At 70.4% G+C, this 14,078-nt stretch carries 9 protein-coding genes; 7 read left to right on the top strand and 2 right to left on the bottom strand.

Annotated elements, in window-relative coordinates:
• Positions 1 to 13 precede the first annotated feature (13 nt).
• On the top strand, positions 14 to 1,333 hold the full coding sequence (locus tag NZH93_RS09245; RefSeq protein ID WP_259622550.1) for a glycoside hydrolase family 6 protein: 1,320 nt from the start codon (positions 14 to 16) through the stop codon (positions 1,331 to 1,333).
• A gap of 56 nt (positions 1,334 to 1,389) precedes the next feature.
• Here the strand turns inward: NZH93_RS09245 and NZH93_RS09240 are convergent, their stop codons facing one another.
• Entirely contained in the window at positions 1,390 to 3,849 is a 2,460-nt protein-coding gene (locus NZH93_RS09240; RefSeq protein WP_259622549.1) for a reprolysin-like metallopeptidase, read from the bottom strand.
• 533 nt (positions 3,850 to 4,382) lie between these two features.
• Between NZH93_RS09240 and NZH93_RS09235 the strand changes: the two genes are divergently transcribed.
• The 5 genes from NZH93_RS09235 to NZH93_RS09215 all read left to right on the top strand — a co-directional run bounded on the left by NZH93_RS09235 (position 4,383) and on the right by NZH93_RS09215 (position 10,563).
• Positions 4,383 to 5,645 carry an ABC transporter substrate-binding protein gene (locus NZH93_RS09235; RefSeq protein WP_259622548.1) on the top strand — a complete coding sequence of 421 codons (1,263 nt, stop codon included), beginning with the start codon at positions 4,383 to 4,385 and terminating at the stop codon, positions 5,643 to 5,645.
• Positions 5,646 to 5,650: 5 nt separating this feature from the next.
• Positions 5,651 to 6,598 (top strand): carbohydrate ABC transporter permease, encoded by a 948-nt coding sequence (locus NZH93_RS09230; RefSeq protein WP_259622547.1) that lies wholly within the window; start codon positions 5,651 to 5,653, stop codon positions 6,596 to 6,598.
• Entirely contained in the window at positions 6,595 to 7,443 is an 849-nt protein-coding gene (locus tag NZH93_RS09225; protein ID WP_259622546.1) for a carbohydrate ABC transporter permease, read from the top strand. Before NZH93_RS09230 ends, NZH93_RS09225 begins: the two co-directional genes overlap by 4 nt.
• Before the next feature lie 37 nt (positions 7,444 to 7,480).
• Entirely contained in the window at positions 7,481 to 9,007 is a 1,527-nt protein-coding gene (locus NZH93_RS50590) for a glycoside hydrolase family 43 protein (protein ID WP_259622545.1), read from the top strand.
• 212 nt (positions 9,008 to 9,219) lie between these two features.
• Positions 9,220 to 10,563 carry a glycoside hydrolase family 10 protein gene (locus tag NZH93_RS09215; protein WP_259622544.1) on the top strand — a complete coding sequence of 448 codons (1,344 nt, stop codon included), beginning with the start codon at positions 9,220 to 9,222 and terminating at the stop codon, positions 10,561 to 10,563.
• A 49-nt stretch (positions 10,564 to 10,612) separates the two neighbouring features.
• On the opposite strand, the gene NZH93_RS09210 is transcribed toward NZH93_RS09215, so the two are convergent.
• Positions 10,613 to 11,131: a ricin-type beta-trefoil lectin domain protein gene (locus NZH93_RS09210; protein WP_259622543.1), complete on the bottom strand. Its 519-nt coding sequence runs from the start codon at positions 11,129 to 11,131 to the stop codon at positions 10,613 to 10,615.
• Positions 11,132 to 11,296: 165 nt separating this feature from the next.
• Between NZH93_RS09210 and NZH93_RS09205 the strand changes: the two genes are divergently transcribed.
• Positions 11,297 to 14,068, top strand: a complete 2,772-nt coding sequence (locus NZH93_RS09205) for an AfsR/SARP family transcriptional regulator (protein ID WP_259622542.1) — start codon at positions 11,297 to 11,299, stop codon at positions 14,066 to 14,068.
• Positions 14,069 to 14,078: the final 10 nt, after the last annotated feature.

The following is a 14,078-nucleotide window of genomic DNA, read 5'->3' as shown; positions in this document are numbered from 1 at the left end:
GAGAGGAAACCCGATGAAGCCGAGGAAGCAGCTCGCCGTCGCGAGCGCGCTCGCCGTCTCCCTCCTGACCGCGGTCGTGGCAGTGGCGGTGGGCGGCGGGCCGACCGCGCTGGCCGCCGACTCGCCGTTCTACGTCGACCCGTCGAGCTCCAGCGCGAAGTGGGTCGCCGCCAACCCCGGCGACTCGCGGGCGGCGGTCATCCGGGACCGGATCGCCTCGGTCCCGCAGGCGCGGTGGTTCACCACCACCAACACCTCCACGGTGCGCTCGGAGATCAGCTCCTTCGTCGGCGCGGCGGCTTCCGCCGGGAAGATCCCGATCCTGGTCGTCTACAACATCCCCAACCGCGACTGTGGCGGGGCCAGTGGTGGCGGGGCGTCCTCCCACGCGGTCTACCGGGCGTGGGTGGACGAGGTCGCGGCGGGGCTGGCCGGGCGCCCGGCGTCGATCATCCTGGAGCCGGACGTGCTGCCGATCATGAGCAACTGCCAGAGCGCGGACCAGCAGAACCAGACCAAGGCCTCCATCGCCTACGCGGGCAGGAAGCTCAAGTCCGGTTCCTCGCAGGCCAAGGTGTACCTGGACATCGGCAACTCCGCCTGGCTGAGCCCGTCGGAGGCCGCGAACCGGCTGCGCGGGGCCGATGTCTCCAACAGCGCCGACGGCCTGTCCACCAACGTGTCCAACTACCGCACCACCGCCGACGAGGTGGCCTACGCCAAGGCCGTGCTGAACGCGGTGGGCGACGGCAGGCTCAAGGCGGTGGTGGACACGAGCCGCAACGGCAACGGTCCGCTGGGCGAGGAGTGGTGCGACCCGGCCGGTCGCGCGATCGGCACGCCCAGCACGACGAGCACGGGCGACTCCAGGATCGACGCCTTCCTGTGGGTCAAGCTGCCGGGCGAGTCGGACGGCTGCATCGCGCCCGCGGGCCAGTTCGTGCCGCAGCGCGCCTACGACCTGGCGGTGGCGGCAGGGCCCACGACGACGACCACGACCACCACCACGGGCAACAACCCAGGTGGCGGCTGCGCGGTGACCCACCGGGTGGTCAGCCAGTGGTCGGGCGGGTACTCCGGCGAGGTCGTCATCACGAACAGGGGGGCGGCGATCACCGGCTGGACGCTGTCGTTCTCCGCGCCGGGGGTGACCGTCACGCAGGGCTGGAACGGGACGTGGACCGACACCGGGGACGTGGTCCGGGTCGTCAACGCGGCGTGGAACGGGACGCTCGCGACCGGTGGCCAGGCGACCATCGGGTACAACGCGAACTACGGCGGGACGACGCCACCATTCACCTCGGCGTCGTTGAACGGCACCGCCTGCACGTGACGCGTCGGGCGCGGGTCCCCGCCGAACGGCGACCCGCGCCCACCGGGAGGGGCCGATCAGCCGGTGACGGTCAGGTCGGCGTCGTTGAGGTCGAAGAACACGTTGCCGACGGCCTCGACCCTGATCCGGCCCTTGTCGGTCCGAACCCCAGGCAGCGTCACGGTCTCGGCGCCGTCGTTGCGGGTGCGGGAGGAGAGCACGTGCGGGAAGGTCCGTCCGCCGTCGGTGGAGAAGGTGATCCGAACGGCGGACGTGGCCACCGGGGCCACCGCCGTGCCGGCCACGTCCCAGGTGATCCGCTGTCGCGAACCACCGCGGTAGGACGCGCCGGAGGCGTGCGAGGTCACCAGGAACGGTCCCGCTGTCGGCGCGACCACGAGTTCGGTGTCGGCGCTGCCGATCCCGCCGCCGCCCTGCCTGCCGTCGCGGGCGGTGAGCCGGAAGTGCAGGGTCCGCGAGCCGTCCACCCCGACCCAATCGGTGGTGGGCAGGAACTCCGAGTAGCAGTCGACGACGTCGGCCGGGACGTTCGTGCCGCCACCGGTCTCCGGCGCCGGGGGAGGCGGCGCAACCGGGCACGCGCCCGTGGCCGCGTTGGTGCGGCCCGCCGCGATCTGCGCCAGGTCGGGGAAGACGCGCCTCGGATCGGTGGTCACCGCGTTCTCACCGGGGGAGCGGTACTTCAGCGCGTCCGCGTCGCTCACGACGGCCGCGGTGCCGAACAGCCGGAACAGCGGCCCGTCGGTCTTGGTGTTGTCAACCAACGACGTGCCGTTCTCGCCACCGGGGTCGTTCTGCTCCCACAGGTAGGTCACCGCGTCGCCGTCGGCGTCGGAAGCCTTGCCGGTCAAGGCGAACGGGGTGCGCGTCGGGATCGTGTGCCGCTTCGCCGCGGTGACGACGGGCGGGTGGTTGCGGGTGCGGTCGACGCGGTGACCCTGGTTGTCCTGGGGACCGCCCTTGACGGTCTCGCCGACGAACCCCGTCGCGCCGGTGGCGTCGATGCCGAGCGGGGGCACGTTCACGCCTGCCAGCGCTCCCTGGAACGTGACCTGGAAACCGGTGGTGTCGAACGGTGTCGGTCGGTTCACGTTGTCCCCGAGGCCCGCGACGTCGACCTGCCCGCCGGGGGGCAGGACGGCCTCGACGGCGGCCTTGATCGCCTCTTGGCCGTAACCGGAGTACGTGATGGGCGTCGACCTGCGACCGTCGTAGGTCAGCGTGAACGAGTCGCCGTCGCCAAAGTCCCGCAGGGACGTGTTCTGCACCTCGTCCACGTCCCACTGGGTCTTCGTGGTGAAGGCGGTGATCTCCGTGCGGCTGCGGTGGGAGAAGTAGGGATCGGCGTGGCGCTGGAGGTTGTCCTGCTGGCAGATCCCGGCGTACGACATGATCGTCACCCCGCTGCCCGGCTCGTAGGAGGACCCCGCCACGCGCTGCCCGGTGCCGCAGCCCCACTGGTCGCCGTTGAAGGTGTGCTCGGCGCCGAACTGGTGCCCCATCTCGTGTGCCACGTAGTCGACGGCGAAGTAGTCGCCCGTGGGCGTGGTGATGCCGGTGCACCCCGCCGCCTTGTCGGGTCCGCCCACACCCGGCACCCCGGCGCCACCGCCCCGAACGCCCATCGCGACGTGCCCGATCTCGTAGTTGCTCGCCCCGATCAGTTGACCCAGCACCGTCGCCGCGTTGCCGAGGGTCCCGGTCACGCACTGCTCCAGCTCGTCGGGCCGGAAGCACGGGGCCGAGCCGCACGGCCCGTTCGGACCGGTGGCCAGCGCGTCGGTGTCCAGGTTCGTCTTGTCGCTGTCGTTGACCAGCAGCAGCCGGATCGCGGTCTCCTCCGCGTAGATCTGCGCGATCCTGTTGACCAGGCTCGCCTTGGCGGCGGTCACGTTCTCCGCGCCGACGTACCGCGCGTAGGACGGGTCCGTGATGATCGCCAGGCGGTAGGTGCGGACCGACACGACCGGGCTCGTGGTCGTGGCCGTCGGCCGGTGCCGTTGTGCCGCGTACTCGACACCGGTTTCGCGGAGCGGGGCGGCCGGGGTCAGGTCGTGGCCGAAGTAGCTGGCGTACAGGCTCTGGTCCCGGTGGGAGTACGGGTCGACGAACCACTGGCCGCGCTGGGACCGCACGGAGGCGTGGAAGCCCAGCGGGGTCAGGTCCGCGCGCACCGACGCCGTCGGGTCCTCCACGCTCCTGCCCGTGAAGGTCCTGATCTCCGGGTGCTTCGCCGCCAGGCCGGGTTCCATCACCGGGGTGTTGACGAGGGCGAACCGCTCGAACGTGCCCGCGGGTGTCGGCAGCACGACCTCGACGGTGTCCGCTCCGGCCAGGGTGGCGGCCATCGCCGACCTGTCGAGGGTGAACCCGGCGAACAACTCGGCGCGGACATCGCCCTGCTGGGCCGATCGCGACGCGATGACGCCGTTGTCGACCCTGGTCCACGGGTTGTCCTCTGCGGCGGCCGTCCCCGCCGTGGTCACCAGCGCGCCCGCCGTCGCGGTGGCCAGCATCAAGGTCAGTGCTCGGTGTGTCGACGAACGTGGTGCCACGTGAGGTCTCCTGTCGGAGCGGATGCGAAGTCGCCTCACATCCTGGAGGTGTCGGGGCCGGGTGAAAAGCGGTCGGGGACGTGCCGCGAGGTCGTGTTCGCGCTAACAAGACGCGGACGGTTGGTGGCGTGGTCGGCGGGTGTGGTCGGCCCGGTCACCCGGACACGTCGAGCAGGTCGGCGTGGAGCCCGTTCGGTTGCGACGGTCGTGCTCACGGTCTCCCCGCTCTGTTCAGCTAGTTACGAAAGTACTTTCGTAGTACGGATTCGTTTGTCCCAGGCGAGTGAGCGGTTGCTCGCTCATCGGTGTCGCGGCCGAGATCATCTTGCTGTGGTTGAAGTGTGGTGTGGGTCCTCCGGATGACGGCGATGGTGTGCCCTTGACGTCGGATGTGACGCAGCTTACCGTCGTGAGCGCTAACATTCGGAAACTTAATCGAAACTTTCGGATCGTCTCGGTGTGCCGTTCGCCCCCGATCACCTTGGAGAAGCGACGTGACCCTCCGCTTACCCGCCCTGCTCGTCACCGCGGCGCTCGTCCTGGCCGCCGCCTGCACACCCGGCACGGGCGGAGGTGGGGGAGGGGACGGCAAGTCCTTCGAGTTCTGGTCGTTCGCCGCCATCAACCAGAAGGTGTCCGTGGACGCGTACCGGGCGAAGCACGCGGACGTCGAGGTCAAGCTGACCGAGGTGGGCACCTCGACGGAGACCGCCCAGGCGCTGACGACCGCGCTGGCGGGCGGCAAGGTGCCGGACCTGGTGCTCATCCAGGGGGACAACCTGCCGAAGTTCGTCCAGCAGCCGCAGAACTTCGTCGACCTGCGCACGCTGGGCGCCGACGACATCAAGGGCGACTACCTGGACTGGGTGATGAAGCAGAGCGTCGCCAAGGACGGCGAGGTCCTGGGCATCCCCACGGACGTGGGCGGCATGGCCATCGCGTACCGCACCGACCTGTTCGCCGCCGCCCAACTGCCGACCGACCCGGCGGCCGCGGGCGCGCTGTGGCCGACGTGGGACGCGTTCATCGAGACCGGGAAGCGGTACAAGCAGGCCACCGGCAAGGCCTTCACGGACAACGCGGCCACCAGCGTGTTCTACCAGGCGGTCAACCAGGTGTCCGAGAAGTACTACAGCGAGGGCCGGGAGCTGGTCTACGACCGCAACCCCCAGGTGCGGGCGGCGTTCGACGTCGGCATCAAGGCGGCCACGGCCGGGATCACCGCCGGGCAGACCTCGTTCGAGAGCGCGTGGAGCGCGGGCCTGGCGCAGGGCCAGTACGCGGCGGTGGCCGCGCCGTCGTGGATGCTCAACACGATCCGCAGCACGGCTCCCGACACCAAGGGCAAGTGGGCCATCGCGAAGATCCCCGGCGGCGCGGGGAACTGGGGCGGCAGCTACCTGGCCATCCCCAAGCGCGCGAAGAACCCGCAGGCCGCGTGGAACTACATCAAGGAGATGCAGTCGCCGCAGGGACAACTGGACCACTTCGGCCGCGTCGGAGCCCTGCCGTCGACCCCGTCGGTCTACCAGGACGAGAAGCTCGCCTCGTCGAAGGACCCGTTCTTCACCGACGCGCCGACCGGCAAGATCTACACCGACTCGCTGCTGGGCCTCAAACCGTTCTACATCGGACCCGACAGCGCGACCATCGGCCAGGAGTTCCTCAACGCCATCACCAACGTCGAGCAGAGCGGCGGGAACCCGGCCACCGCGTGGGACGACGCCGTGCGCAACATCAAGACCGCCATCGGGTGAGCGGCGTGACCCTGACGCTCGTCCCCGCGCCGTCGACCGCACCGCCGCCGGTCACCCGGACCGCTCGGGGCCTGGGTGAGCGCCTGGCGCCGTACGCCTACATCGCCCCGTTCTTCGTCCTCTTCGCGGTGTTCGGGCTGTTCCCGTTCGCCTTCACGTTCTACGTGGCGCTGTTCGACTGGAACCCCATCGGGGACCAGGTGTTCATCGGCGTGGACAACTTCACCCGCATGTTCGGCGATCCGCGGTTCTGGAACGCCGCGGGCAACACCGTGAGCATCTGGTTCCTGTCCACCGTCCCGCAACTGCTGCTGGCCCTGCTGCTGGCGCACGTGCTCAACCACGCCCGGCTGAGGTTCGCGCTGTTCTTCCGCATGTCCGTGCTGGTGCCCTACGTGACCTCGGTGGCGGCCACGGCGATCGTGTTTGCGCAGTTGTTCGACCGCGACTACGGGCTGCTCAACTGGGTGCTCGGGCTGGTCGGCGTGGAGCCGGTGGACTTCGTCCAGTCCACTGTGGGCAGTCACGTGCTCATCGCGACGATGGTGGTGTGGCGGTGGTTCGGCTACACCACGCTGCTCTACCTCGCCTCGCTGCAAGCGGTGCCCCGCGCGGTCTACGAGGCCGCGGCGATCGACGGCGCCGGCTCGTGGCAGCGGTTCCGCCACATCACGATCCCCTCGCTGCGGCCGGTGATCATCTTCACCGTGGTCACCTCCACCATCGGCGGTCTGCAGATCTTCACCGAACCACTGCTCATCGCCACGGGCGCGCCGTTGACGTGCGGCGCGGTGCGGCAGTGCCAGACGTTGACGCTGTTCCTGTACGAGCAGGGCTTCGGGGAGTTCGAGTTCGGCTACGGCGCGGCGGTCGGGGTCGCCCTGTTCGTCGTGGTCGTGGTGATCGCCGCGGTCAACTACCTGCTGGCCGGTCGGATCAGGGCGGACCGGTGACCACCACCGCGCCGCGTCGACGGCGTCACGGTCGTGTCCGCTGGTGGACCTACCTGCTGCTGGTCGCGGCCGCGGTCGTGTGCCTGTTCCCGCTGTACTGGATGTTCGTCGTGGCCACCACCGACACCGCGACCGCGACGCGGATGCCGCCCGCCGTCGTGCCCGGCGGCAACTTCCTCCACCTCGTGGGGCTGGTGCTGGAGACGGTGCCGTTCCTGGGGGCGTTGCTGAACAGCCTGTTCGTGGCCACCGCCATCGGTGTCGGTCAGGCGGTGCTGTGCGCGCTGGCCGGGTTTGCCTTCGCCAAGCTGGACTTCCGCGGTCGCGGCACGCTGTTCCTGGTCGTCCTGCTCACCATGACCGTGCCCACGCAGTTGTCCGTCATCCCGCAGTACATGATCATGTCCTGGCTGGGCTGGGTGGACACGCTGCAAGCGCTGGTCGTCCCCGGCCTGGCCAGCGCGTTCGGCATCTTCTGGATGCGCCAGCACATCACCGCCACGATCAGCGACGAACTGGTGCAGGCCGCGACGATCGACGGCGCGGGCACGTGGCAGGTGTTCTGGCGCATCGTCTTCCCCATCGTGCGCCCCGCGGCGTTCGTGCTCGGCCTGTTCGGCTTCGTGACCGCGTGGAACGACTTCCTGTGGCCGTTCATCGTGCTCAAGACACCCGAGCGCTACACCGCCCAGATCGCCATCAAAGCCCTCCAGAACAGCTACGACGTCGACCTCGGACTGGCCATGTCCGGCTCGTTCCTGGCCACCGCGCCCCTGGTCGTGCTGTTCGTCCTGGTCGGGCGGCGCATGGTCGCCGGCGTCCTCGACGGCGCCTTCAAGGGCTGACACCCATCCACAACGACACCCTGGAGCGAAGAACCACGTGGACGCGGAAACGACCGACTGGCACTACGACAATCCCGTCATCCCCGGCTTCCACCCCGACCCCAGCGTCTGCCGGGTCGGCGAGGACTACTACCTGGTGTGCTCCAGCTTCGAGTACTTCCCCGGCGTGCCGATCTTCCACAGCCGCGACCTCGTGCACTGGCGGCAGATCGGCAACGTCCTGGACCGCCCGTCGCAACTCCCGCTGCCACCGGACGCCCTGGCGTCCGACGGCATCTACGCGCCCACGATCCGGCACCACGACGGTCGGTTCTGGATGATCACCACGAACGTCTCGCAGGGCGGCAACTTCATCGTCAGCGCCGAAAGGCCCGAGGGCCCCTGGTCGGACCCGGTGTGGGTCGACCTGCCCGGCATCGACCCCGACCTGGCGTGGGACGACGAGGGCAACTGCTGGAGCGCCTTCCAGGGGGTGGGCATCGCCCGGATCGACCCGGAGACCGGGAAGGTGCTGGAGGACCCGTTCCCCGCGTGGTCCGGGACCGGGTTGCAGTGGCCGGAGGCGCCCCACCTCTACCGGATCGGGGAGTGGTGGTACCTGATGATCGCCGAGGGCGGCACCGAGCGCGGTCACACCGTGGCCATGGCTCGGGCCCGTTCTCCGCGCGGCCCTTGGGAACCGGCGCCGTCCAACCCCGTCCTGACCCACCGCGGCACATCCCACCCGGTCCAGAGCACCGGCCACGCCGACCTCGTCCTCGGCCCGGACGGCGAGTGGTGGATGGTCCTGCTCGCGACCCGGCCGCGCGGGTACAGCCCCGGTTTCCACGTGCTGGGCCGGGAAACGTTCCTCACCCCCGTGCGGTGGGAGGACGGCTGGCCGCTCGTCGGTCCGGTCAACCTCCGGGAACGAGCGCCGGGCCGTCCGCGACCGCTGGAAGCCGCTCCGCGGCGTGACGACTTCGACGCCGCGCGGCTCGAACCCCGGTGGATCTCGCCGAGGTCGCGTCCCGACGACTCGTGGTCGCTGGTCGAACGACCGGGGTGGCTGACCCTGCACGCCACCGGGTCCACACTGGACCGTCCCGGCTGCACCTTCGTCGGTCGACGCCAGGAACACCCCGCGAGCCGGACCGCCGTCCTGCTGGACCCCGGCTCCGGGCGCGCGGGCCTGTCCATCCGCATGGACGAGGCCCACCACTACGACCTGGAGGTCGCCCGCGGTCAGGTCAGCGTCATCGCCCGCATCGGCCCCGTGCGCCAGAGCACCGCCACGTGCACCGTGCCTCCCGGCCCGGTGACCCTCGTGATCACCACCGGCCCGGCCACGGACCGCCCGCCCGCGGACGGGGCGCCGTCCGGGCTCCACGTCGCCGCGCCCGACCACATCGCCTTCCACGTCGGCGACGACCTGGAACCGCTCGCCGAGCTCGACGGCAGGTACCTGTCCACCGAGGTCGCGACGGGGTTCACCGGCCGGGTGATCGGCATGTACGCGACCGCGGGCACCGTGTGGTTCGACTGGTTCGAGCACGGACCGCTCGACGTCGTGGAGCACGATTGATGTACTGAAAGTTTCGAAGGCTCAGACACCGTCCCTGTGGTCATTCGAGGGACGGCTATTTGGTGTGCTCGAAGGAAATGTGAGCAGCGCCGAGTTGTTTCAAGTGGATGAACTCCGGCCTTGATTGGCCAAACTGTTTCGGTAATACTCAAGAAAGTTTCGAGCCATTCTCACCCGCTGCCGCCACGGGTGCCCTGACAGAAGGTGCTGATATGCCGCTGACAGCGAAGTCAGTCTCACGAATCACGCTGGTGTCCGCCTTGGTCGCCTCCGTCGCGGGGGCCGCGGTCCTGCTCGCCGCCCCCGCCAGCGGTGCCGCCTCCACGCTCGCCGCGGCGGCGCAGCAGAGCGGCCGCTACTTCGGCACGGCCGTGGCCGCGAACAAGCTCGGCGACTCGACCTACACCGGGATCCTGAACCGCGAGTTCGACATGGTCACGGCCGAGAACGAGATGAAGATGGACGCCACCGAGCCCAACCAGGGCCAGTTCAGCTTCGGCAACGGCGACCGCATCGTCAACCAGGCGCGCGGCCAGGGCAAGCGGGTCCGCGGCCACGCCCTCGCGTGGCACTCCCAGCAGCCCGGCTGGATGCAGAACATGGGCGGCAGCTCCCTGCGCTCGGCCATGCTCAACCACGTCACCCAGGTCGCCTCGTACTACAAGGGCAAGATCTACGCCTGGGACGTGGTCAACGAGGCCTTCGCCGACGGTAGCTCCGGCGGCCGTCGCGACTCCAACCTCCAGCGCACCGGCAACGACTGGATCGAGGCCGCCTTCCGCGCCGCCCGCTCCGCCGACCCGAACGCCAAGCTCTGCTACAACGACTACAACACCGACAACTGGTCGCACGCCAAGACCCAGGGCGTCTACAACATGGTCCGCGACTTCAAGTCCCGCGGCGTGCCCATCGACTGCGTCGGCTTCCAGGCCCACTTCAACAGCGGCAACCCCGTGCCGAGCAACTACCACACCACGTTGGGGAACTTCGCCGCGCTCGGCGTGGACGTGCAGATCACCGAGCTGGACATCGAGGGTTCCGGCTCCAGCCAGGCCCAGCAGTACCAGGGCGTCGTGCAGGCGTGCCTGTCGGTGGCGCGCTGCACCGGCATCACCGTGTGGGGCATCCGCGACAGCGACTCGTGGCGCGCCTCGGGCACCCCGCTGCTGTTCGACGGCTCCGGCAACAAGAAGGCCGCCTACACCTCCGTCCTCAACGTCCTGAACAGCGGCACCGGCGGCACGAACCCGACGACCACCACGACCACCACACCGGGCCAGAACCCCGGCAACTGCACGGCGACGTACTCCGAGGGCGAGAAGTGGAACGACCGCTTCAACGGCAACGTCACGGTCTCGGGCACTGACAACTGGACCGTCACGGTCACCGTCAGCTCACCGCAGAAGGTCATCGCCACCTGGAACACCAGCGCCTCGTGGGACTCCAGCGGCAACGTGATGACCGCCCGGCCCAACGGCAACGGCAACACGTTCGGCTTCACCATCCAGCACAACGGCAACTGGAGCTGGCCCACCGTCTCCTGCCAGGCGAGCTGAATCGGGCGGGAGGCCCCACCGGTGCCGGTGGGGCCTCCTCGCGTCGGGGTCAGGCCGCCACGAAGGTCCAGCGGGAGGAGTCGTTGCCGCACGTCCTGGGGACGACGCCGTCGAGCGCGCCGCCATCGGAGTGCATGCAGTCGCCGTAGTGGTTGTTGCGGATCCACTTCTTGGTGGTGGAGTCGACTGTCCATCGCTGGAAATCGACAGTGGAGGCGCCGTCGGCGATACAGGAGTAGGTGAAGATGTTCGTGCCGTAGGTGTCCAAGCAGTACCCGGTCGGTCCGAGGTTCGTGAACTTGCCGCCCGCGATGTGCCACTTCTGCGAGGCCGCGTTGACGCACGTGTTGGTGAAGACGGAATTGGTCTGGCCGGTCAACTGGTTGGCGGTCAGGCACAGCCCGGTGTTCGCGTTCTTGATGTAGTAGTTCGAAGCCGCCGCGGTGGTCGCCGTGGCGGGCCCTGGTCCGGTGACCAGGAAAGCCGCCGCGACCACGAGCGCCGCGCCTGCTTCGACGAGTCGACGGAACCGTCCCCGGTGCGTCGAGACCTTGCTGTTGATCCTCATGCTGTGCGTCCCCTTGTGAGTGCTCTCGGCGGGCGTTGCGAAACGCGGTGTTCGCCGTCGTGGGACCATGGTGGGGTTCCGCTCGGGTGAATCCCTTGCAGAGTTCCTGCACTGCGCTGGTCAAGCCGTCAGGTCGGGGGAAGTCGGCGCACGGGGGTGGTGGGTGTGGCGGTGGTGCTGCGTCTGCTGGGGGAGGTGACCGCCGAGGTCGACGGGCTGCCGGTGGACCTGGGTCCGGCCCGGCAGCGGTGCGTGCTGGCCGCGTTGGCGGTCGACGCCGACCGGGTGGTGTCGGTCGACCTGTTGGTGGAGCGGGTCTGGGGTGGTGACGTCGCGCGGCGCGCGCAGTCCACGCTGCACAGCTACATCTCCCGAATACGACGGGTCCTGGCAGGGGCGGGCGGTGTGGCAATCGTGCGCCGTTCGAGCGGCTACGCCCTGACGACCGACGTGACCGGCTCGGTGGTCGACCTCCACCGGTTCCGCGACCTGCGCGCCGCCGCCGACGCGGAGCCCGACGACGAGCAGGCCGCGCGGCTGCTGACCGAAGCGCTGGACCTGTGGCGCGGGGAAGCGCTGACCGGCGTCAACGGCGACTGGAGTCAGGTCGAACGTGACCGGCTCACGCGGGAACAGCAGGTCACCCGGCACGACCTGGCCGACGTCCGGCTACGCCTCGGCCACGGCGGGAAAGTGGTGGTCGAGCTGGCCGAGCAGGCAGGCGCGCACCCGCTGGACGAGCGGGTGCAAGGCCAGTACATGCTGGCCCTGCACCAGGTCGGGCGCACGGCCGAGGCGCTGGAGCACTACCACCAGGTCCGGGCGAGGCTGGTCGAGGAGTTGGGCACCGACCCCGGCGCCGCGCTTCGAGAACTGCACCAGCGGCTCCTGACGGCCGACGCGCCCGCCGGCGGTGTCACCGCGGCCGTCGTGCCTCGCCAATTGCCTGCCGCGCCGGCGCTGTTCACGGGTCGCGTGGCCGAACTGGCCGAACTGGACCGCGTCCACGGCTGCTCCGCGACCGGGGGCGGCGGGATGGCGGTGATCTCCGCGATCGGCGGCACGGGCGGTATCGGCAAGACCTGGCTCGCCCTGACCTGGGCGAATCGCGCCCTGCACCACTTCCCCGACGGGCAGTTGTTCGCCGACCTGCGCGGCTTCAGCGCCGGCGACCCCAGGCAGGCGACCGACGTGCTGGCCGGGTTCCTGACAGCACTCGGCGTCGACCACCAGCCGCAGACCCCCGACGCCCGTGCCGCGCTCTACCGCACCCACACCGCGGGCAAGCGGATGCTGGTCCTGCTGGACAACGCCGCCACCCACGACCAGGTCGCACCCCTGCTCCCCGGTGGCACCTCGTGCACCGTCCTGATCACCAGCCGCCATCGGCTCCCCGCCGTGCTCACCCGCCACGGCGCCCGCCCCGTCCACCTCGACGTCCTCGCCGACGCCGAAGCCCGCGCGCTGCTCGGTGCCGCGATCGGCGAGGGGACCACCGACCGGCGGCACAGCCAGATCACCGAGCTGATCGGGCTGTGCCGCGGGTTCCCGCTGGCGCTCGGCCTGATCGCCGCCCGCGTCCGCGGCCACCCCCACCTGGTGGACGACATCGTCGCCGACCTGCGCGACCTCGGCCTGGACGCCCTGGACTCCGACGACCCCGACGCCAGCCTGCCCACCGTCCTGTCCTGGTCCCTGCGCCACCTCACCGACCGGCAGCGCACCCTGTTCGGGCTCCTGGGCATCGCCCCCGGCCCCGACACCACCCCGGCCGCCGCGGCCGCTCTCGCCGGCCTGGACCCGGCCGCCGCGCGCAAGGCGCTGTCGGCGCTGGAGGAGGCGTTCCTGCTCGAACGGCGACCGCGCGGCCGGTTCGGCATGCACGACCTGGTCCGCGACTACGCCGGCACCACCGCCCACGGCCTGCCCGACGGCGTGCGGGAGGCGGCCCTGGAGCGGGTGGTCGACTTCCACCTGCGCACGGCTTTCGCCGCGGACCGCCTCCTGAGCCCCCACCGCCAGTTCCTCCACCCCGGCCTGCCCGCGGAGGGCGTCCAGGCGCTCCCGCTGTCCGACGCCACGGCCGCGATGGCCTGGCTGGAGGCCGAGCACGCCACCCTGCTGGCCACCCAGCGCGTCGCCGCGACCCTGGGCCGCCACCTCGTCGTCTGGCACCTCGCCTGGTCCCTGGACACCTTCCACGTCCGGCGCGGGCACCGAGGTGACGCGATAGCCGTGTGGCGGGCCGCGGTGGACGCCGCCGCGCACCTGCCCGACCCCGCCACCCGCAGCCGCGCCCACCGCCTCCTCGGCAACGCCTGCTCCCGGTCGGGCAGGCACGACGAGGCCGCCGAACACCTGGACCAAGCCCTCGCCCTGGCCCTGCGGCACGACGATTCCTTCGAACAGGCCCGCACCCACACCACCTTCGCGTTCGCCTGCGGACGACAGGGGGACGACCGGCGGGCCTTGGACCACGCACGACGTGCCGTCGACCTCTACCGCACCCTCGACGATCCGGTGTGGGAAGCGGACGCGCTCAACATGATGGGCTGGTTCGCCGCGCACCTGGGCGACTTCGACGCCGCCCGCGCCCACTGCCACGCCGCCCTCGCCCTGCAACGGCGCCACCACGACCCCGAAGGCGAAGCGGACACCCTCAACAGCCTCGGACTGATCGCCCACCGCACCGGCGACCACCGGCAGGCTGTCGACCACCACCACCGAGCCCTCACCCTGCACCGCGCCCTCGGCGACGCCTACGAGATCGCGAGCAACCTCGACAGGATCGGCCACCCCCATGCCGCGCTCGGACACCACGACCGGGCCCGCGCGGTGTGGCAGGAGGCACTGGGGCTCTTCCGGGAACAGGGCCGGGGCACCGACGCCGAGCGCGTTCGGCGGCAGCTCGACGACCTCGACCGGCCGTCTCGCTGAACCCGCGACC

This window comes from Umezawaea endophytica, from assembly GCF_025061645.1.
Classification (GTDB): domain Bacteria; phylum Actinomycetota; class Actinomycetes; order Mycobacteriales; family Pseudonocardiaceae; genus Umezawaea; species Umezawaea endophytica.
This window is presented reverse-complemented; position numbering and strand designations above follow the sequence as displayed.